17 protein-coding genes and 2 pseudogenes are annotated in these 19,293 nt (G+C 68.4%); 15 read left to right on the top strand and 4 right to left on the bottom strand.

The window, feature by feature from the left end; translation table 11 throughout:
- Both AC1DNF_RS33800 and pdxR read right to left on the bottom strand, forming a co-directional pair.
- Positions 1-213 (bottom strand): annotated as a pseudogene (locus AC1DNF_RS33800) (NAD(P)/FAD-dependent oxidoreductase); the annotation flags it as partial.
- Between the two features lie 133 nt (positions 214-346).
- Entirely contained in the window at positions 347-1,852 is a 1,506-nt protein-coding gene (pdxR, locus tag AC1DNF_RS33795; RefSeq protein ID WP_478153075.1) for a MocR-like pyridoxine biosynthesis transcription factor PdxR, read from the bottom strand.
- Between the two features lie 236 nt (positions 1,853-2,088).
- Here pdxR and tauA point away from each other — a divergent pair, with 236 nt between their 5' ends.
- Genes tauA through AC1DNF_RS33775 form a run of 4 tightly spaced genes read left to right on the top strand, consistent with a single transcriptional unit; the run spans position 2,089 to position 5,582 of the window.
- Positions 2,089-3,039: a taurine ABC transporter substrate-binding protein gene (tauA, locus tag AC1DNF_RS33790; RefSeq protein WP_478153074.1), complete on the top strand. Its 951-nt coding sequence runs from the start codon at positions 2,089-2,091 to the stop codon at positions 3,037-3,039.
- A 55-nt stretch (positions 3,040-3,094) separates the two neighbouring features.
- Positions 3,095-3,910: a taurine ABC transporter ATP-binding protein gene (locus AC1DNF_RS33785; protein ID WP_478153078.1), complete on the top strand. Its 816-nt coding sequence runs from the start codon at positions 3,095-3,097 to the stop codon at positions 3,908-3,910.
- Positions 3,903-4,769, top strand: coding sequence for an ABC transporter permease subunit (locus AC1DNF_RS33780; RefSeq protein ID WP_478153072.1), 867 nt, complete (start codon positions 3,903-3,905; stop codon positions 4,767-4,769). The genes AC1DNF_RS33785 and AC1DNF_RS33780 overlap by 8 nt, the downstream gene beginning before the upstream one ends.
- 42 nt (positions 4,770-4,811) lie before the next feature.
- Positions 4,812-5,582 (top strand): TSUP family transporter, encoded by a 771-nt coding sequence (locus AC1DNF_RS33775; RefSeq protein WP_478153070.1) that lies wholly within the window; start codon positions 4,812-4,814, stop codon positions 5,580-5,582.
- Positions 5,583-5,608: 26 nt separating this feature from the next.
- On the opposite strand, the gene AC1DNF_RS33770 is transcribed toward AC1DNF_RS33775, so the two are convergent.
- Entirely contained in the window at positions 5,609-6,577 is a 969-nt protein-coding gene (locus AC1DNF_RS33770; RefSeq protein ID WP_478153068.1) for a tripartite tricarboxylate transporter substrate binding protein, read from the bottom strand.
- Positions 6,578-6,719: 142 nt separating this feature from the next.
- Here AC1DNF_RS33770 and AC1DNF_RS33765 point away from each other — a divergent pair, with 142 nt between their 5' ends.
- The 4 genes and pseudogenes from AC1DNF_RS33765 to AC1DNF_RS33750 all read left to right on the top strand — a co-directional run bounded on the left by AC1DNF_RS33765 (position 6,720) and on the right by AC1DNF_RS33750 (position 10,521).
- Entirely contained in the window at positions 6,720-7,649 is a 930-nt protein-coding gene (locus tag AC1DNF_RS33765) for a dihydrodipicolinate synthase family protein (protein ID WP_478153066.1), read from the top strand.
- Positions 7,646-8,509 carry an HpcH/HpaI aldolase/citrate lyase family protein gene (locus AC1DNF_RS33760; RefSeq protein WP_478153065.1) on the top strand — a complete coding sequence of 288 codons (864 nt, stop codon included), beginning with the start codon at positions 7,646-7,648 and terminating at the stop codon, positions 8,507-8,509. The genes AC1DNF_RS33765 and AC1DNF_RS33760 overlap by 4 nt, the downstream gene beginning before the upstream one ends.
- Positions 8,506-9,660: pseudogene (locus AC1DNF_RS33755) on the top strand (CoA transferase); the annotation flags it as partial. The gene AC1DNF_RS33760 and the pseudogene AC1DNF_RS33755, both read left to right, overlap by 4 nt.
- Before the next feature lie 15 nt (positions 9,661-9,675).
- Positions 9,676-10,521 carry an amidohydrolase family protein gene (locus tag AC1DNF_RS33750; protein WP_478153077.1) on the top strand — a complete coding sequence of 282 codons (846 nt, stop codon included), beginning with the start codon at positions 9,676-9,678 and terminating at the stop codon, positions 10,519-10,521.
- Here AC1DNF_RS33750 and AC1DNF_RS33745 read toward each other — a convergent pair.
- On the bottom strand, positions 10,509-11,393 hold the full coding sequence (locus AC1DNF_RS33745; RefSeq protein WP_478153063.1) for a LysR family transcriptional regulator: 885 nt from the start codon (positions 11,391-11,393) through the stop codon (positions 10,509-10,511). The genes AC1DNF_RS33750 and AC1DNF_RS33745 overlap by 13 nt on opposite strands.
- A 67-nt stretch (positions 11,394-11,460) precedes the next feature.
- Between AC1DNF_RS33745 and AC1DNF_RS33740 the strand changes: the two genes are divergently transcribed.
- The 7 genes from AC1DNF_RS33740 (at position 11,461) to AC1DNF_RS33710 (ending at position 19,101) form a co-directional block, all read left to right on the top strand.
- Entirely contained in the window at positions 11,461-12,453 is a 993-nt protein-coding gene (locus AC1DNF_RS33740; protein WP_478153062.1) for a Bug family tripartite tricarboxylate transporter substrate binding protein, read from the top strand.
- 37 nt (positions 12,454-12,490) lie between these two features.
- Positions 12,491-13,654: a fatty acid desaturase gene (locus AC1DNF_RS33735; protein ID WP_478153060.1), complete on the top strand. Its 1,164-nt coding sequence runs from the start codon at positions 12,491-12,493 to the stop codon at positions 13,652-13,654.
- 250 nt (positions 13,655-13,904) lie between these two features.
- Positions 13,905-14,729: an ABC transporter ATP-binding protein gene (locus tag AC1DNF_RS33730; protein ID WP_478153059.1), complete on the top strand. Its 825-nt coding sequence runs from the start codon at positions 13,905-13,907 to the stop codon at positions 14,727-14,729.
- Complete coding sequence (locus AC1DNF_RS33725; RefSeq protein WP_478153057.1) at positions 14,726-15,466, top strand: ABC transporter ATP-binding protein; 741 nt, start codon at positions 14,726-14,728, stop codon at positions 15,464-15,466. Before AC1DNF_RS33730 ends, AC1DNF_RS33725 begins: the two co-directional genes overlap by 4 nt.
- A 57-nt stretch (positions 15,467-15,523) precedes the next feature.
- Positions 15,524-16,768, top strand: coding sequence for a branched-chain amino acid ABC transporter substrate-binding protein (locus AC1DNF_RS33720; protein ID WP_478153056.1), 1,245 nt, complete (start codon positions 15,524-15,526; stop codon positions 16,766-16,768).
- Between the two features lie 54 nt (positions 16,769-16,822).
- Complete coding sequence (locus tag AC1DNF_RS33715) at positions 16,823-17,764, top strand: branched-chain amino acid ABC transporter permease (RefSeq protein ID WP_478153054.1); 942 nt, start codon at positions 16,823-16,825, stop codon at positions 17,762-17,764.
- Positions 17,761-19,101 carry a branched-chain amino acid ABC transporter permease gene (locus AC1DNF_RS33710; RefSeq protein ID WP_478153052.1) on the top strand — a complete coding sequence of 447 codons (1,341 nt, stop codon included), beginning with the start codon at positions 17,761-17,763 and terminating at the stop codon, positions 19,099-19,101. The genes AC1DNF_RS33715 and AC1DNF_RS33710 overlap by 4 nt, the downstream gene beginning before the upstream one ends.
- The last annotated feature ends 192 nt before the right edge of the window (positions 19,102-19,293 follow it).

Raw genomic sequence — 19,293 nt, 5'->3', positions numbered from 1 at the left:
CACGATCACCACGTCGGCGTCGGTGTCGCGCAGGATGGGGCCGTCGTCGGGCGGCGGGGAGCCGGCGGTGCCGACCCAGTAGGTCGGCGCGTAGTCGCGGCCCTGGCCCGGGTGGGGCGCCACCAGCGGGTCGTACCGCGGGTCGTAGGCCGACGGCGACCTCCGGTGCAGGGTACCGGCGTCGCCGGTGCGGTGAAGAGTGGTGGTGCTCATGGCGGATGTCTCCTGTTCCTGTGCTGCATGCAGCGTAGGAGCAGCCCGACTTCCGCCATGGCACCAGCCGGGCGAATTCGCTTGGGCCAGCGGCGCGGCGTCCTCGAAAGGCAGCGGCCGGGGAGCGCCCTCTTCAGCGCTTGCGCTCGAAGCCGCGGACGAGCTCGGCCAAGGCCCTGACCCCGGGTTCGATCGCTGGAGGCACGATCGAGGAATAGCCCATGCGGAAGTGCCTGGCAGGCGGTGGCTCGGCCATGAAGAAGACTTCACCCGGCTCGATCAGCACGCCGCGGTCACGCGCCTGCTCGGCCAGTTCCGTCGCATTCAGGGGCTCGGGCAGCGAGACCCAGCATGAACCGCCGCCTGACGCCGGCATCACGCTGCATTGCGGCAAGTGCTGCGCCAGCGCGGCGCGCAGCACGGCGGCGCGCTCGCGTTGCACCGCGGCGAGCCGGCGCAGCAGCGCGTCGTAGTGGCCGAGCGAAAGGAACAGCGCGAAAGCGCGCTGGACGTAAGCCGTCGGGTGGCGAAGCATCAGGCGACGCAGGGCGCGAAGCTCGGCGATCAACTCGGCGGGGCCCACCACATAGCCCACGCGCAGCCCGGGCGCCAGCGTCTTCGACAGACTGCCCACATAGATGACGCGGTTGCTGCGATCCAGGCTCTTGAGCGCCGGGATGGGCTCGCCGTCGAAGCGGTTCTCGCTTTCGTAGTCATCCTCGATGATGATGAAGTCGGCCTCGTCGGCCATCTTCAGGAGCGCTTCGCGACGCTCCAGCGGCATGGTCACCGTGGTGGGGCACTGGTGGTTGGGCGTGGTGTAGACGAAGTCCAGTCCGCGCAGTGCCTCGGTCACCGGCAGGCCCTCCGCGTCGACCGGCAGGGGCGCCAATTCCGAGGTGCGGCTGGCGAAGATGTTGCGCGCGTCGGGGTAACCGGGTTCCTCGATACCCACGCGCGTTCCCTCGCGCACCAGCAGGTCAGCGATCATGTAGAGCGCGTGCTGCGCCCCCACGGTGACGACGATCTCGTCGGCCGAGGCCCAGACGCCGCGTCGTGGAAGCACGCGGGTGCGTATCTGCTGCACCAGCGACTCGTCGTCGCGCGCGATCTGGTCGGGCGCCCAATCGCGGATGTCGAGCACGCTCAGGCTCTTGATGCAGCATTCGCGCCAGTCCGCCGTGGGGAACAGCGCGGCGTCGAACTGGCCGTACAGGAAGGGGTAGGGATACCTTTGCCAGTCGGCCGGCTTGATGATGCTGCGTTGCCGCGAGGGGCGCTGCTGGAAGCGCTTCGACCAGTCCACCGTTGCGGGTGCCGCCGCGCCCTCCCCCGGCCGCGAACGCATGCGCAGGCGAGCGGCCACCATGTCGGTGTTGACGAAATGGCCGCTGCGCTGGCGCGAAACCAGGAAGCCCTCATCGGCCAGCTGCTGGTATGCCAGGACCACCGTATTGCGCGCAACGCCGAGCTGCTCGGCCATTTCGCGGCTCGACGGAATGGGGACGCCGGCGGGCAGATGCCCGTCGAGGATCGCCGCGACCAGCATCTCTCGGATCTGCCCCTGCAGACTCATGTTCTCCCGTGCCGAGCGCTGCAGCAGTTGCTTCCACAGTACGGATTTCAGGTGTTGTGCCATCGTGCTTTCGACCTTTCCGGTCCGGTGTTATGAGGGCTTACCCCGAGGCCCCGAGGGTGATGGTCATTGGTCTCAGCGAATGAGCGAATCTGGTACCACTGGCCGCAAGCCCCGATGCACAAACTCCCGCTTGCACCACCACAACGGAGACATTGATGCGAAACATGATTCAACTCATCAGCCGATGCGCCCTCGCCCTCGGTATGGTATCGACACTGGGCGCCGCCGGAAGCGCCATGGCACAGACCCGGGAGGTCACGGTTGCCTACCAGCAGATCGCCGGGCCGATGATCGTCGCCATGACCAACGGCACGATCGAGAAGGCCACCGGCTACAAGATCAACTGGCGGCAGTTCGAATCGGGCGCGAAGGTCGCGACCGCGATGGCTTCGGGCGATATCCAGATCGGCGTCATCGGATCCAGCCCGCTGGCGGCTGCCGTCAGCCGCGGCCTCGACCTGCAGCTCTTCTGGATCCTCGACGACATCAACGAGGCCGAGGCCCTGGTCGTGCGCAATGGCTCGGGCATCGAAAGGCCGTCCGACCTCCGGGGCAAGAAGCTCGGCGTGCCTTTCGTGTCGACCACGCATTTCCACACCATGTTCGCGCTCGAACAATGGGGCATCAAGCCGAGTGAAGTGCAATTGCTGAACATGCAGCCCAACCAGGTCGCCGCGGCCTGGGAGCGCGGCGACATCGATGCCGCCTTCGTGTGGGATCCGGCGCTGGCGCGCATCAAGCAGACGGGCAAGGTGCTGATCACCTCGGGCGAGCTGAGCAAGAAGGGCAAGGCCACCTTCGACGGCATCGCGGTGAGCCGCCCCTTCGCCGAAGCCAATGCGGACTTCATGGCCAGGTTCGTCAAGGCCGTGGCCGATGCGGATGCTTCCTACCGCGCCAACCCCGGCGCCTGGGGCCCCGACTCGGCGAACGCCAAGGCCATCGCGGCCAAGATCGGCGGCGACCCCAAGGCCAGCTCCGATGCCCTCAGGTTGTATGCCTATCCCGGCACGGAGCAGCAGGCCTCGGCGGCATGGCTTGGCGGCGGCCAGGGCGGCGGCGCGGCCAAGGCCCTCAAGGCGACAGCCGACTTCCTGCTGGAGCAGAAGCGCATCGATGCGATGGCCCCCGACTACAGCAAGTTCGTGACCACCCGGTACATCGACGCGGCCATCCAGCTGAAGTGAGTGGCACTTTCACAGGCACCGCGTCAAAGCGACATCAAGGAGACTCGACATGGCGATGGAACAACTCCAGGTCAAGGACGTGAGCGTCACCTATCCGGGGCGAACGCCCACGGAACGGGTGCACGCGCTCGACCACATCGACCTGACGATCAACCGCGGCGACTTCGTCGTCGCGCTCGGCGCATCGGGCTGCGGCAAGACCACGCTGCTCAGCCTGATGGCCGGCTTCATCTCGGCATCCAGCGGCAGTCTGCTGCTGGGCGGCAAAGCCGTCCAGGGGCCGGGTTCGGACCGGGGCGTGGTGTTCCAGAAGCATGCGCTCCTGCCTTGGCTCAGCGTGATGGAGAACACCGAATTTGGCCTCAAGCTGCAGGGTGTGCCCAAGGCCGAGCGGCGGGATACGGCGGCCAGGAACCTCGCACTCGTCGGTCTGCAGGACTTCCACAAGCACATGATCTACCAGCTCTCTGGCGGCATGCAGCAACGGGTGGGCATCGCGCGCGCGCTGACCTGCAATCCAGCCATGCTCCTGATGGACGAGCCGATGGCGGCGCTGGACGCGCTGACGCGAGAGACGATCCAGGAGCTGCTGCTGGATGTGTGGCAGAAGACCCGGAAGATGTTCTTCTTCATCACGCACAGCGTCGAGGAGGCGCTTTTCCTGGCGAGCCATCTGATCGTGATGTCGCCGCGTCCGGGCCGCATCACGCATCGCTATGAGCTCGACTTCAACCAGCGCTTCCTGCGCACGCGCGACGCGCGGGCCATCAAGTCGAGTCCTGATTTCATCGAGATGCGTGAGAAGGTTCTCAACATCATCTACGGCGACGAGCGTGCTGCCGGAACACAAAGGGAGTTGAGTCATGTCTGAGATTGCCATCAAGACGGCGCACGGCGCTAACCTGCTGGAGGGCCTGTTTGCAAAGCGTTCGGTGCGGCCGGGGGAGCAGTTCGGCGCACCGGGCCAGGGCCGGGCGGGCGCCATCGCGACTTGCACCGTTGTCGTCACGCTGGCCCTCTGGTTTCTCGTGACCAACATGGGCTGGGTCAAGCCGCTGTTCCTGCCATCGCCACAGGCGGTGTTTGCGAAATTCATACAGGTGTCGACCGAGGGTTTCGCGGGCGCCACGCTGTTCGAACACACATGGACGAGCCTGTACCGGGTGTTCGGCGCCTTCGCGCTGGCTTGTGTCACCGCCATCCCGATCGGCGTGATGATGGGCGTCAGCCGCGTCGCGCGGGGCATCTTCGATCCGCTGATCGAGTTCTATCGTCCGCTGCCGCCGCTCGCCTACCTGCCGATGGTCATCATCTGGTTCGGCATCGGCGAGTTCTCCAAGCTCTACCTGATCTTCCTGGCGATCTTCGCGCCGATGGCGATCGCCGCACGCTCGGGCGTGCGCTCGGTGTCCATCGAGCAGATCCATGCGGCTTACTCGATGGGCGCGACGCGTTCGCAGGTGATCTGGCACGTGATCGTCAAGTCGGCCTTGCCCGAGATCTTCACCGGCATGCGCATCGGCATCGGTGTGGGCTGGACGACGCTGGTGGCCGGCGAGATGGTGGCGTCCACCCGCGGACTGGGCTTCATGGTGCTCAACGCGGCGGAGTTCCTGGCGAGCGACGTGGTGATCATGGGGATCATCGTGATCGGCTTGTTCGCCTTCAGTTTCGACGTGCTGATGCGCTACCTCGAAAAAGTGCTGGTTCCGTGGAAAGGCAAGGTGTAGCAGGGGCCGCGAGACCTCGGGCGCAAGCATGAGCGATGTCGCATGACGGCGTGGCAGGGTTCATTGTTCCTTGTTTGCGTGGCGGTCGCCACCTGCGCGCAGACGATCACCGGCTTCGCCTTCGGTCTCATCCTGCTTGGCCTTGTCGGCATGCTGCGGCTTGCATCGCTGGCGGACGCGGCCAACGTCGCCAGCGTCCTGACGCTGGTGCAGGCCGTTGTCGTACTCAAGGGGTCGCGTCAATCGCTCGATTTGCAGGCCCTGCGCGACACCTCGCTCGGCAGCGGCATCGGGGTGGTGATCGGGGTGGCGCTGCTCGGTTGGCTCAGCGGCAATATCGTGCTCATGCTTCGCCTTCTCCTGGGCCTCACGATTCTCGTCTGCGCCGCGACCATGCTGGCGCGGGTGACGCCTCTGCGGGAGCGTTCGTCGCACGGTGCCTTCCGGGCCTTCGGCCTGGTGTCCGGTGTGATGAGCGGGCTCTTCTCGAGCGCCGGCCCGCCGCTGGTCTATCAGTTCTATCGGCAGCCCATGGGGCCTGTCGCGATCCGGCAGACGCTGGTCACGATCTTCGGCTTCAATGCCCTCCTGCGCCTGATGCTGGTGGTGCCGACCGGCCAGTTCAGCGTCAGCGCGATCTGGCTCAGCCTCCTGGCAATGCCGCTGGTGCTGGCCTTGACATGGCTGGTGAAGCGGCATCCCCCGAATTGGTCGCCGCGCACAGTGCGCGCGATCGTATGCGCCCTGCTGGTGTCGGCCGGCCTCGGCCTGGTGATGCCGGCCGTCGTGAGTCTGGCGCGAGGCAGCCATTGATCGCATGGCGAAATTGGCTCACCACCCTACTCCGGCCGAATATCCGCAGCCTTCGCCACACCCTTCCACCGCTCGATTTCCGCCCCGATGAATTTCGCGAACGCCTCCGGCTTCATCGGCGCGGGCTCCGCCCCTTCTCGGATGAAGAAGGCCTTCATCTCGCTCGACTGGATGACCGTGTTGATCTCCGCGTTCAGCTTGTCGACCACCGCCTGCGGCGTGCCCGCCGGCGCCAGCACGCCCCACCACAGGTCCAGCGCGCTGCCCTTGTAGCCCGCCTCCTCCAGCGAGGGAATTTCCGGCGCGATCGGCGAGCGTGACGCGGTCGTCACCGCCAGCGCGCGCGCATTGCCCCCGCGCACCTGCGCCAGGATCGAGGGCGCGCTCGCCACCAGCAGGTCGATCTGCCCGCCCAGCAGGTCCGTCGTCGCCGGCCCCATGCCCTTGTAGGGCACGTGCGTCATCTTGATGCCCGCCGCGCCCGCGAACACTTCCGTCGCGAAGTGGTTGATGCTGCCGGAGCCGGAGGTGCCGTAGTTCAGCTTGCCCGGGTGCGCCTTGGCGACGGCGACCAGGTCCTGCACGGTCTTGAAGGGCGAATTCCTGTTCACCGTCAGCAGCAGCGGGCCTTTGGCCAGCAACGCGACCGGCTTGAAATCCCGGATGGCGTCGTACTGCAGGTTGGTGCGGATGGCCGCGCCCGTGCTGAAGGTGGACGAGAGCACCACCAGCGTGTAGCCGTCGGCCGGCGCCCGCGCCACCAGGGCGTTGGCGATGACGCCGCCGCCGGCCGGCTTGTTGTCGACCACAACCGGCTGGCCCAGCGACTCCTGCAGGCGCTTGCCGATGGCGCGCGCGAACACGTCGTTCGATCCGCCGGGCGCGCTGCCCACCACCAGCGTGATCGGCTTGACGGGAAAGGCGTCGCCCTGCGCGAAGGCCGCGGGCTGCAACGCGAACGCTGCGAGCGCCGCGGCGAGTAATCGAAGCTGCATGACTGTCTCCTGGATTGGTCTTATAACGATCCTAAGAACAGGCCACGCGCCATTCGACGATGTTTTGTTATTCGAGCCGCAAGTTTTTCTTGTGCTCGGCCCGCGCGCACGGCGGCACACTGTGCGTTCCAAAGGAGATCCCATGCGACTGCCCTCCGACGCCCGCGGCGTCTACCCCATCGCGCCGACGCCCTTTCTCGACGACGGCGCCATCGATACCGCCTCCATCGACCGGCTGACGGACTTCTACCTGGCCTGCGGCGCCACCGGCATCACGGTGCTGGGCCAGCTCGGCGAGGCGCCCAAGCTGGAGCACGAGGAAAGCATCGCGGTGGCGACGCAGATGATCCGCCGCGCGGCAAAGCTGCCGGTGATCGTCGGCGTGTCCGCGCCCGGCTTCGCGGCCATGCGGGCGCTGACGCGCGAAGTGATGGAGCGCGGCGCGGCCGGCGTGATGATCGCGCCCCCCCACACGCTGCGCACCGACGACCAGATCGTCGGCTACTACAAGCAGGCGGCCGAGGCGATCGGCGCCGACGTCCCCTTCGTGCTGCAGGACTACCCGCTGACCTTCTCGGTGCAGATGACGCCCGGCGTGATCAAGCGCATCGTGAGCGAGATTCCCTCCTGCGCGATGCTCAAGCACGAGGACTGGCCGGGGCTGGAGAAGATCTCCGCCCTGCGCGGCTTCGAGCGCGACGGCTCCATGCGGCACATCCCGATCCTGTGCGGCAACAACGGCCTCTTTCTCGACTACGAGATGGAGCGCGGCGCCGATGGGGCGAACACGGGCTACGCCTTCCCGGACATGCTGTGCGACGTGGTGCGGCTCTCCGCGGCCGGGCAGCGCGAGGAGGTGCACGACCTGTTCGACGCCCACCTGCCGCTGCTGCGCTACGAGCAGCAGCCGGGCGTCGGCCTGGCGGTGCGCAAGTACGTGCTGCAACGGCGCGGCCTGCTGAGCTCGGCCGCGCAGCGCAAGCCCGCCGCGGTGCTGACGCCGGCGGCGCGCGCCGAGGTCGAGCATCTGCTGGGGCGTCTGGCGCGGCACGATCCGCGCGCCCGGCTGTGAGGTCCAAGCTCTTCGTTCCGGGCTCGCGCCCGGAGTTCTTCGCCAAGGCCATGGCGGGCGATGCCGATGGCATCTCCCTCGACCTGGAAGACGCGGTCGCCGAGGCACGCAAGGCCGAGGCGCGCGATGCCGTGCGGGCCTTCCTGCAAGGCCTCGATGCCGATGCGGGCAAGACGCTGATCGTGCGCGTGAACGCACTGGACACGCCGCACTTCCTCGCCGACGTGGCGGCCGTGGCGCTGCCCGCGCTGCAGGTCATCAACCTGCCGAAGCCGGAAACACCCGAGGACGTGCGCGCCGCGGCCGAGGCCATCGCCCGCGCCGAGCGCGACAACGGCGTGCGCCGACCGATCGGCCTGCTGCTCAATATCGAGACGCCGAAGGCGCTGCGCGCGGCCGCCGCGCTGGCGGGCGCGCACCCGCGCGTGGTCGGCCTGCAGCTGGGGCTGGGTGACCTGTTCGAGCCGCTGGGCATCGACCGGCGCGAAGCCTGCGCCATCCGGCAGGCCATGTTCGCGGTGCGCATGGCCGCGGGCGAGGCCGGCGTCTATGCCTATGACAGCGCGTTCGCCGATGTGCGGGACGCGGCGGGCTTCCGCGAGGAGGCCGCGCTGTCGCGCCGCATGGGCTTCCTCGGCAAGAGCTGCATCCACCCGAGCCAGATCGCGCTGGCCAACGAGGTCTTTCGCCCCGGCGACGCCGAGATCGCTCATGCGCTGAAGGTGGTCGCGGCCGCGGAGGCCGCATCGGCGCAGGGCCTGGGCGCCTACCTGGTCGACGGCAGGATGATCGACGCGCCCTTCGAGGCGCGCGCCCGCGCCATCGTGGCGAGCGCGCGGCGCCTGGGGCTCATCGCATGAACGAATCCGACGACAGCGCGCTGCCCCCGCGCGCGGGCCCGGCCGGCCCGCTCTCCGGCCTGCGCGTGCTCGACCTGAGCGCCTATATCGCCGGCCCCTACGGCTGCTCGCTGCTGGCCGATCAGGGGGCGGAGGTCATCAAGATCGAGCCGCCGGATGGCGACAACCTGCGCAAATACCCCTCCACGCTGGAAGCCGAGAGCCGCGCCTTCCTCGGCGTCAACCGCAGCAAGCTCGGGCTCGTGCTCGACCTCAAGCAAGCCGCCGACCTCGAGGCGCTGCGCGCGCTGGTGCGCACGGCCGACGTGCTGGTGCACAACTTCAGGCCCAGCGTGCCGGCGCGGCTGGGCATCGACTACCCGAGCCTCAGGGCCATCAACCCGCGGCTCATCTACTGCGCCGTGACCGGCTATGGCGAGACCGGCCCGCTCAAGGACAAGGCCGGCTACGACCAGGTGCTGCAGACCATGACCGGCATGGCCGCGATGCAGGCGCCGCCCGGCGAGCCGCCGCAGATCCTCTATGGCTCGGTCGTCGACTACTACGCGGCCGCGCTGGTGGCGGCGGCCGTCGCATCGGCGCTGTACGAGCGCGAGAAGAGCGGCGAAGGCCAGGAGGTGGGCGTGTCGCTGCTGCGCTCGGCGCTCGCGATGCAGTCGGCGCGCCTGGTCTGGGCGCAGGGCGAGCCGCGCGAGGTCGGGCGGGACATGCGCTCGGGCGGCATCACCGGCGTGCATCCGACGCGCGAAGGGCATCTCTACATCTCGGCCAACACGGCCCACTTCTGGCGCGCGCTGTGCGAGAAGACCGGCCTGCACGAGCTGCTGGCCACCGACCGCTACGACAGCGTGCGCAAGCGCGCGCAGCATCGCGACGAGATCGTGCCGCGCCTGCATGCGGCGCTGGCGGCGCATTCGGCGCTCGAATGGGAGCGCATCTTCGGCGAGGAAGTGCCCTGCGCCGCGGCGCGCACGGTGGAAGACATGTTCGATTTTCCGCAGGTGCTGGCAGAGGACATGGTGGGCAGCTTCGCGCATCCGACGCTGGGCAGCTACCGCGGCTTCACGCGCGCGCTGAGCTTCGGCCGCACGCCGGGGCCGCAGCCCTTCGCGGCGCCGACGCTCGGCCAGCACGGCGCCGCGCTGCGCGCGCAGGTGCGCAATCCCGTGCCCCACAGCAGCGGAGCCGGCGCGCCGGGGCTGGCGGTGCCGGCGCTGGCCTGCGATGCGCACATCCACATCTACGACACCCGCTTTGCTTCCATCGGCGATCCGGGCCGCGTGCTGGCGCGGGCCACGGCCAGCGACTACAAGGCCCTCCAGGCGCGCCTGGGCACCACGCGCACCGTGGTGGTCACGCCCACCGTCTACGGCACCGACAACAGCGTGACGCTCGATGCGATCCGGCAACTGGGCCGGGCCCGCACGCGGGGGGTCGCCGTGCTGCATCCGGATGTGGACGATGCCACCTTGCGCGCGCTCGATGCCGGCGGCATCCGCGGCATCCGCTTCACGCTCTTCGACCCGGCAACCGCCGTGACCCGCTTCGACATGGTGGAGCCGCTGGCGCGGCGCATCGAGGCGCTGGGCTGGCACGTGCAACTGCATTGGCGCGCCGACCAGATCGTGGCGCATGCGGATCTGCTCGACCGGCTGCCCTGCGCGATCGTCTTCGACCACATGGCGCGCCTGCCGCATCCCGAGGAGCCGGCGCATCCGGCCTTCGAGGTGGTGTGCAGGCTGCTGGACCGCGGGCGCACCTGGGTGAAGCTTTCCGCGCCCTACCTCGACGATGTCGCTGGCGCCGAGGACAGCCGCGCGCGCGTGGTCGAGGCACTGCTGGCGCGCGCGCCCGAGCGGCTGGTCTGGGGCAGCGACTGGCCGCACCCCACCGAGAAGACGGTGAAGCCCGACGACGCCGCGCTGCTCGACCGCTTCGGCACCTGGGTGCGCGAGCCGGCGCTGCGGCAACGCATCCTGGTCGACAACCCGTCGACGCTCTACGGTTTCTGATGGCGCAGGCGGATCGCCTCCTGGAAGGCCTCCAGCAAGGCCCGGATGCGGCGGCTGTCCGCATCGGCCGGCCGGCACACCATGGCGATGTGGCGCACGGGCGCGTCCTTGCCGAGGCCGATCTGCTGCACCGGATAGGCCTGCAGCACCTCGTGGCGCAGGGCCGGGACGACCGAGACACCCAGGCCGGCGGAGACCATCGCCGCCACGGCGTCGGTGCCGGGAAGATCGAAGGCGCAGCGCGTGCGCGGCGCGATGCGGTTGACGTGCTGCGCGGCGATGAGCCCGCCGGTGGTGACGCGGTCGAGCCGGATCCAGTCGTGGCGGCGCAGCATCTCGACCGGCGAGCCGCGCCTGGCATGCGGCGGCGCGATCATCGTGAAGGACTCCTGCGCCAGCGCGAACCACGCCAGCCGGCTGGAGCCGCCGGACTGCGGCCGCACCAGCACCGCCGCGTCGAGCCGGCCGGCCTTCACGTCGTCCAGCAGCTCGGCCGACACGCCCCGCGTGATCTCGAATTCCAGGCCCGGCGCCTTGTCGTGCAGCCGCTGCATGGCGGCGGGCAGCAGGCTCACCTGGGCCGATTCGATGGTGCCCAGCCGGATGCGCCCGGACACCACGGCATCCTCGCGCAGCCGCAGCGCCTCCAGCGCATCCAGCGTCTGCTGCATGGTGGCGGCGACTTCGGCGGCGAAGGCCGTGGGCCGCGCCTGCCGCGCCGAGCGGTCGAACAGCGGCTGCCCGAAATAGTCCTCGAGCTGGCGCATCTGCAGGCTGACCGCGCTGGCCGTGAGGTTCACTTCCTTGGCCGCCGCCGCGAAGGAGCCGTGCCGCAGCACGGCCGTCAGGGTCTGGAGGAACTGGAGCTTCATTCGTGGGGATCGGCCTCGGGTGCGTGAGGCACATTCTGCAAGAACCCAAAATCATCAGGAGACAACCATGACCTTGCCACCCTCTTTCTCGCCGCTGCGCCGCCGTCTCGTGCTCGGCGGCGCGGCGATCGCCTCGCTGCCCGCCATCGCGCAGGCGCAAGGCCAGCCCTTTCCTTCCAAGCCGATCCGCGTGATCGTGCCCTACGCGCCCGGCGGCGGGGCCGATGCCAACGCGCGGCTGCTGTCGCAGCCGATGGCGGCGCTGCTGGGCCAGCCGATCGTGGTGGAGAACAAGCCGGGCGCCAGCGGCGTGATTGCCGCCACCGCCGTGCTGCAGTCGCCGGCCGACGGCTACACGATGCTGTTCGACACCTTTCCCTATGCGGTGAACGCGGTGCTGCGCAAGCTGCCCTTCGATCCGGTGAAGGACCTGCTGCCGGTGTCGCAAGCCATCAACATGCCCAACATCCTGGTGGTGCCCGCCTCGGCGCCGTACAAGACCTTCAGGGAATTCATCGACTATGCGCGCGCGCATCCCGGCAAGCTGAGCTATGCGTCCTACGGCGCGGGCGGCTCGGCGCACCTGGCGGCGGAGATGCTCAAGCGCGATGCCGGCATCGACTGGCTGCATGTGCCCTACAAGGGCGGCGCGCCGGCCATCACCGACCTGCTGGCCGGACAGGTCGACGCCTACTTCGCCAACCCGGTGTCGGGGCTGGCCTATGTGAAGGCGGGCCGCCTGCGCGCGCTGGCGACCACCGGCGCCACCCGCATGGAGGCGCTGCCGGACGTGCCCACCGTGATGGAGAGCGGCTACAGGAATTTCGAGGTGGTGGAGTGGAACGGCTTCTTCGTGCCGGCCGGAACACCCCCCGCCGTCATCGAGCGCCTGGCGGCGGCGGTGAAGGACGCCACGCACCAGACCGAGACCCGCAAGCGCCTGCTGGCGATGGGCATTGAGCCGGTCGGCAATACGCCGAAGGAGTTCGGCGCCTTCCTGCAATCGCAGATTTCGCGCTGGGCCGCCTTGATCAAGAGCAACGGGATCACGATCGATTGAACGCAGGCGCCGGATCCACCGGAAGTTGACGAGGGTCATGGCGGCGACGCGGGGAGAGGGCTACCGTGCGTGGCAACGCAGCCACCACTCCCCGTCCATGCCGATCCCGAGCGATTCCGCGCAATCCACCCTTCCCCTGCCGCCCGAGGCACCGCTTCCACACCGCAAGATCATCCGATCCTGGCTGCTGCCGCTGTCGCGGCGCGTGACGGCGCGCGCGCTGCTCCTGCTGGTCTTCGACTACGCGCTTCTTCTCGCGCTCACGGGCGGCGCCGTGCTGCTGAAGCCGACGGCGCTCAAGCTGGTCTGCGGCCTGGCTGCCGGCTTCGTCATCGGCCGCCTGTTCGTCATCGGCCACGATGCCTGCCACAACAGCCTGACGCCGCACCGCCGCCTCAACAAGTGGCTCGGCCGCATCGCCTTTCTGCCTTCGCTCACGCCCTACAGCCTGTGGGACATGGGGCACAACGTCGTGCACCATGGCTTCACCAACCTGAAGGGCGTGGACTTCGTCTGGGCGCCCTTCACCCTGGCGGAATACGAGGCCTTGTCGCCGGCGCGGCGATGGCTGGAGCGCGTCTACCGCAGCGGCTGGGCTCCGGGGCTCTACTACATGGTCGAGATCTGGTGGCGGCGCATGCTGGCGCGCGACAGGACGGCCAATGCCGAGCGCCCGGTCTTTTCGCGCGACTGCTGGCTCGTCGGCGGCTTTGCCGTCGCGTGGTTCGCCGCGCTGGTGGCGGCGGCGCTGGGCACCGGGCAGTCGGTGGCGCTGCTGCTGGCCGCGGCGTTCGTGCTGCCGCTGCTGTTCTGGTTCGCGATGATCGGCTTCGTGGTCTATGTTCACCATACCCACGTGAAGGTGTCCTGGCACGACGACCGGGCAGCCTGGCAGCGCGCCCAGCCCTTCGTCTCGACAACGGTGCATCTGAGCTTCCCCTGGGGCATCGGCGCGCTGCTGCACCACATCATGGAGCACACGGCGCACCACGTGGACATGAGCATCCCGCTCTACCGGCTGAAGGCGGCGCAGGCGCGCATCGAGGAAATGCTGCCGGGGCGCATCGTGGTGCAACGCTTTTCGTGGCGCTGGTACTTCAGCACCGCGCGCAGCTGCAAGCTCTATGACTTCGCGCGGCGCTGCTGGACCGATTTCCAGGGCCGCGCCACCACCGAGAGCCGGGCCCTCAACGGCGCCTGAGCCCGGCGCGCCGGAACACGGCGCATCCTAACAACGTTATCTTCGATCAAGGACTCCGCGCCGCATGGCACGCGTCCAGGCGGGCGCGCGCGCGTCGATCGACCCCTCTTTTGAGAGAGAGGGTTGTCCCTCGGACAAATCTTCTTGCCATCTGCCCGGCCTCGCTGTAATCTTAACATCGTAATAGTTCAGTCAAAAACATTCGCTGGCCGGCGTGTTGAAGGGCCAGCGACACGGCAGTCCAGAGGCCATGAATCACGAGACATTCGCTGTCGACCCACGGGTGGCGCTTCCTGCCTTGCAACTGCGTGGCGTTCGAAAATCATTCGGCCCGGTCGAGATCATTCGCAAGGTCGAGTGGTCGGTCGCGTGCGGCGAGTGCCATGTCCTGATCGGGCCGAACGGCGCGGGCAAGTCGACCCTGTTCGGGCTCATCAGCGGCGAGCTGACGCCATCGAGCGGTGCCGTGCTGCTGCATGGCCAGGACATCGCCGGCAGGCGGCCCGCGCGCATCAGCCGCATGGGGCTCGGGCGCAGCTTCCAGACCTCCAACCTGTTCGGCCGCATGACGGCTTTCGAGAATGCCCGCATCGGCGCCCTGCGCGCGGTCGGCCATCGGCCATCGTTCTGGAACCGCCTGCCGCGCGGCGGCAAGGCGGATCTGCGCGCGCTCCAGGTGCTCGAGGAAGTGGGCCTGCTGGAGCATCGGGCCACACCCGCCGCGCTGCTTTCGTATGCCGACCAACGCGCGCTCGAAATCGCCCTGGCCCTGGCCGGCGGGCAGAGCGTGCTGCTGTTCGACGAGCCCACCGCGGGCATGAGCCGCGAGGAGACCGCGCGGGTCATCGCCCTGCTGCGGCAGCTGCGCGCGGCGGATGCGAAGCGCACGCTGGTGCTGATCGAGCACGACATGGACGTCGTCTTCGGCCTGGCGGACCGCATCTCGGTACTGGTCTACGGAGAGATCATCGCCACGGGCTCGCCGGCGCAGGTGCGGGCGGACCCGAAGGTGCAGGAAGCCTACCTGGGCGTGCCGGCGTCTTCGGCCGAGGCTCACGCGGGGAGCGCGGCATGACGGCGGCGAACGAGGGCGCGCTGTTCAGCGCCCATGGCATCGTGGCGGGCTACGGCCGCAGCCGCGTCCTGCATGGTGTCGACCTGGCGGTGCGCGCCGGGGAGACGGTGGGCCTGCTCGGGCGCAACGGGGCCGGCCGCTCGACGCTGCTGAAGGCGATCATGCGGCTCGTGCCCGGTCAAGGCCGCATCCGCATGCGGGGCGTCGAACTCGGCGCCGCGCGAACACACGAGGTCGCGCGCAGCGGCGTCGGCTACGTGCCGGAGGACCGGGGGGTCTTCACCGACCTGAGCGTGCGCGAGAACCTCGCGGTCGGGCTGCCGGTGCGGGGCGGCCAGGCCGACGCGTCGGCCCGCGGGCCCCGGTGGTCGGAAGCGGAGTTCTTCGAGATGTTCCCCAACCTCCAGCGGCGCGCCAATGTCGCGGCGGGGCTGCTCTCGGGCGGGGAGCAACAGATGCTGACGATCTGCAGGACGCTCATGGGCTCGCCCTCGCTGATGCTGGTCGACGAGCCGACCGAGGGGCTGAGCCTGTCGATGGTCCAGCAGGTCGCGCAGCTGCTGTCCGAGGCCGCCCGGCGCGGCGTGGCGATCCTGCTCGTGGAGCAGAAGCTGACGATTGCGCTCGACCTGTGCGACCGAATCGCGGTCATGGGCCACGGGCGCATCGTCTTCGACGCGAGCGTCGACGAATTCAAGGCCAGCCCCGCCGTGCGCACGGAGTGGCTCGAGGTCTAGGACGACGGGTGCGCCGAAGGCGCAACCGACCCACCAACAATCGAACGGAGATAGACCATGGGATTTTCAACACGCCTGTCGGCGGGCCTCGTCCTCGGGGCCGCGCTCTCGGCCTTCGGGGCCGCGCCGGCGCGGGCCGCGGACACGATCAAGGTGATGCTCAACGACCCGCTGTCGGGGCCGCAATCCAACACCATGGAGCGCGCGCAGAAGATTCTCGAGTACATGATCAAGCGCGACAACGACGCCGGCGGATTCGCCGGAAAGAAGGTCGAGCTGGTGCCCTGCGACAACAAGTTCAATCCGAAGGACGGCAAGAACTGCCTGGACCGCGCGATCGACCAGGGCATCCACTATGTGATCCAGGGCATCGGCTCCAACGTGACCACCACGCTGATGGATGCGATCGAAAAGCACAACGCCCGCAACCCGGGAAAGGAAGTCGTGCTGATCGACTGGGCGGCGCAGCCGGAGGAGTTCACCAACGAGGCCTGCAGCTTCTGGCACTTTCGCACCGATGCGCACATCGGCATGAAGATGAAGGCCATGATCGGCTGGCTCGCGGCCGACAAGTCGGTCAAGCGCGTCTACCTGATCAACATGGACTACTCGCTCGGCCAGAGCGCCGACGCCGCGGCCAGGCGCTATCTGAAGCAGATGCGCCCGGACATCGAGATCGTCGGCTCCGAGCTGCATCCGGCCAACCGCGTCCAGGACTTCACGCCCTACGTCGCCAAGATTCTCGCGACGCATCCGGACGTCGTGATCACGGCGAACATCGGCAATGACCTGAGCCGGCTGATCCGCGCCGGCAACGACACGGGCCTGAACGTGCGCTGGCTGACGGCCTATGCCTCGCTCTACGGCCAGGTCACGCAGATCGGCGAGAAGGGCGTCAACCGCGTCTTCCAGGTCTCCGACAGCATCATGACCATGAACGATCCGGAGATCGACAAGCTGGTCGACGACGCGAAGGCCAAGGGCTTCGGCGACTACGAGAACCTGCGGATGTTCCGCTCGTGGATGTTCCTCTCGGACGCGATGCGCAAGGCCGGTGCCGACCACCCGGTGGATGTGGCGACGGCCATGGAGACGGCGAGCGCCAGCATCGGCAAGTACCACGCCGCCATGCGCGCCTCGGACCACCAGGTCCAGCTGCCCTTGTACGTCTCGGTGCTGAGCACCGATGCCAAGTACAAACAGGAGGGCACGCCCTGGGGCTTCAAGATCGTCAGCGCCCTGAGCGCCGAGCAGGTGTCCGAGCCGACCACCTGCAAGATGAAGCGGCCGAAACAGCCCTGAGGGCGCTCGCCCGAATCGCCTGAGAACCGAGATGAAGCCGAGCCATTCGACGATATGCAGACACTTGCCCTGAGCCTCTTCAACGGCGTCACCTACGGGATGCTCCTCTTCCTCATGGCGGCGGGCCTTACCCTGGTCTTCAGCATGCTGGGCGTGCTGAACTTCGCGCATGCCGGCTTCTACATGCTGGGTGCCTACTTCGCCTACACCTTCTCGCAGCTCGCCGGACTCGGCTTCTGGGCCGGCCTCGCCGCCGCGCCGGTGTGCTGCGCGCTGCTCGGCGCGCTGGTCGAGCGCTGGGGCCTGCGGCGCGTGATGCCGCTGGGCATCGTGGCGCCGATGATCTTCACCTTCGCCCTGCTCTTCCTGATGGTCGAGCTGGTCATCCTCGTGTGGGGCAAGCAACCGGTCGGCTACGCGATTCCGGCGTCGATGGACGTGCCGCTGCTCACGCTGATGGGCGTGGAGTATTCCGCCTACCGAGCCTTCGCGCTGCTCATGTCCTTGCTTGTCCTGGGCGCCCTGTTCGCGATGCTGCGGTTCACGCGCATCGGCGTCACCGTTCGCGCCTCGCTGACGCGGCCGGACATGGTCAACGCCCTGGGCCACGACCTGCCCCGGCTGCGGGCGACGGTCTTCATCCTCGGATCGGCGCTGGCCGGTCTTGCGGGCGCGCTCGCGGGCAACATGGTGGGCACCGAGCCCGGCATGGCCGACAACCTCGGCAGCCTGCTGATGATCGTGATCGTGGTCGGCGGCCTGGGCTCGCTGGCCGGCGCGTTCTGGGCATCGCTGCTGATCGGCATTCTGCAAAGCCTGGCGATCGCGACCTCCTGGCAGTGGAGCGACCTGCTGGGTCCGTTCGCCGCCTCAGCGCAGGGCTTCGGCGCGCTCCAGGAGCCGATCAGCCGCCTGGCGCCGCTCATTCCCTTCGTGCTCATGATGGTGATCCTGATTCTTCGGCCCCGTGGATTGATGGGCAGGCGCGACCTATGAACAACGTCAACGCAATGCCGCGCGCCATGGCGACGGCCGTACACCCCGATCACGCGGACGGGCGGGGCTCGCCGGAGCGGAAGTTCGCGCCGTACCTGCCGGCCGCCCTCCCCTTGTGGCGGCAGGCATGGCCATGGCTCGCGGCCATCCCCGTGCTGGTCGCGCTGCCGCTTCTCTTCGGCGGCACGCTGGGCCTGTCGGTCATCACGCAGATGTGCATCGCCATCACCTTCGCGGTCTCGTACAACCTGCTGCTGGGCGGCACGGGCCTGCTGTCCTTCGGCCATGCGCTGTATTTCGGTATCGGGGCCTATGCGACGGCGCATGTCCTCAGGTACTTCGGCGAGTCGGCGCCGGTGGTGCTGCTGCCGCTGATCGGCGGCGTCGTCGCGCTGGTCGCGGGCGCCTTCTTCTCGCTGTTCACGGTTCGCAAGGGACGGGTCGCGTTCTCGATGATCTCGCTGGCCGTCGGTCAGCTGGCCTATGCGGCGGCGACGGTGTCGCGGGGCTTCTCGGGCGGGGATTCGGGCATTGCGCTGGACCCGACGGCAGCGGCCTCATGGGGCATCGATTTCGGCTCGCCCACGGCCATCTACTTCCTGACGGCCGCCTGGAGCTGGGTGGCGGTGCTGGGGATGTTCGCGCTGCTGCGCACGCCGCTGGGGCGGCTCATGAACGCCACGCGGGACAACGCGCATCGCCTGGAGTTCGTGGGCTTCAGCCCGGTGCTGATCCGCGGCCTCGCGCTGACGCTCTCGGCGGGATTCGCCGGCATCGCGGGCTCGCTCTACGCGCTGCAGTTCCAGGTCGTGACACTGGACACGCTCGGCCTGCCGCAGGCGACGATCGTCATGCTGCAGACCTACCTGGGCGGCTACACGAGCTTCATCGGGCCCATCGTCGGCGCCATCCTGCTGACCTTGTCGTCCGCCAATCTCTCGTCGCTGACGGACGCCTGGCCGCTCTACACCTATGCGCTGAGCCTGCTGGCGATCATGTTCCTGCCACGCGGGCTGAGCGGCGGCGCGATCGAGTTCCGGCTCGTGTGGCGCGCGCGAAGCAGCGAGCTCGGCGCGATGCGATTCGGAGCCATCGTCGGCGCGCGGGTGCTGGCGGCACTGGTGCTCGCGGCCGGTTGCGTCCTTGCCGTGGAGATGGCGAACTCCTTGTCCGCGGGCAGCGGAAAGCCGGTGTTCGAAATCCTCGGCCCGGCGTTGGCGCGCTCGCCGCGCGATGCGCTGAACTGGATCGGTGCGGCACTGCTCATCGTCATCGGCGGCCTGGGCCTGCGCGTGGCGCAGCGCATGGGCACCGCCGAGGATCGCATGCAACCATAGAGCCACGCGAAGGCGGCGGTCTGCAGGATGGGCGGCCGCCGACTCATACTAACTTGCGTTCAAAGATATAGAAGTTATCCATTTGAACCCAGTCATTGAACGGGTTCGCGTTGGATTGGATTCCAGGGCGACGAGTCCGCTTGTCAGGGCGTCCTCGACTGCATCGAGGTTGGCGAAGACGTGGTTGGCGAA

Source organism: Variovorax sp. 01T432 (genome assembly GCF_056398605.1).
The sequence above is the reverse complement of the archived record's forward strand: the minus strand, read 5'-3'. Positions and strand labels throughout refer to the sequence as shown.

Bases quoted from the DNA above. Each gene is read 5' to 3' on its own strand.
- AC1DNF_RS33785 (WP_478153078.1), top strand. From the start codon at position 3,095: ATGGAACAACTCCAGGTCAAGGACGTGAGCGTCACCTATCCGGGGCGA.
- AC1DNF_RS33725 (WP_478153057.1), top strand. From the start codon at position 14,726: ATGACGGCGGCGAACGAGGGCGCGCTGTTCAGCGCCCATGGCATCGTG.
- tauA (WP_478153074.1), top strand. From the start codon at position 2,089: ATGGCACAGACCCGGGAGGTCACGGTTGCCTACCAGCAGATCGCCGGG.
- AC1DNF_RS33710 (WP_478153052.1), top strand. From the start codon at position 17,761: ATGAACAACGTCAACGCAATGCCGCGCGCCATGGCGACGGCCGTACAC.
- AC1DNF_RS33765 (WP_478153066.1), top strand. From the start codon at position 6,720: ATGCGACTGCCCTCCGACGCCCGCGGCGTCTACCCCATCGCGCCGACG.
- AC1DNF_RS33780 (WP_478153072.1), top strand. From the start codon at position 3,903: ATGTCTGAGATTGCCATCAAGACGGCGCACGGCGCTAACCTGCTGGAG.
- AC1DNF_RS33740 (WP_478153062.1), top strand. From the start codon at position 11,461: ATGACCTTGCCACCCTCTTTCTCGCCGCTGCGCCGCCGTCTCGTGCTC.
- AC1DNF_RS33745 (WP_478153063.1), bottom strand. From the start codon at position 11,393: ATGAAGCTCCAGTTCCTCCAGACCCTGACGGCCGTGCTGCGGCACGGC.
- pdxR (WP_478153075.1), bottom strand. From the start codon at position 1,852: ATGGCACAACACCTGAAATCCGTACTGTGGAAGCAACTGCTGCAGCGC.
- AC1DNF_RS33775 (WP_478153070.1), top strand. From the start codon at position 4,812: ATGACGGCGTGGCAGGGTTCATTGTTCCTTGTTTGCGTGGCGGTCGCC.
- AC1DNF_RS33735 (WP_478153060.1), top strand. From the start codon at position 12,491: ATGGCGGCGACGCGGGGAGAGGGCTACCGTGCGTGGCAACGCAGCCAC.
- AC1DNF_RS33770 (WP_478153068.1), bottom strand. From the start codon at position 6,577: ATGCAGCTTCGATTACTCGCCGCGGCGCTCGCAGCGTTCGCGTTGCAG.
- AC1DNF_RS33720 (WP_478153056.1), top strand. From the start codon at position 15,524: ATGGGATTTTCAACACGCCTGTCGGCGGGCCTCGTCCTCGGGGCCGCG.
- AC1DNF_RS33715 (WP_478153054.1), top strand. From the start codon at position 16,823: ATGCAGACACTTGCCCTGAGCCTCTTCAACGGCGTCACCTACGGGATG.
- AC1DNF_RS33730 (WP_478153059.1), top strand. From the start codon at position 13,905: ATGAATCACGAGACATTCGCTGTCGACCCACGGGTGGCGCTTCCTGCC.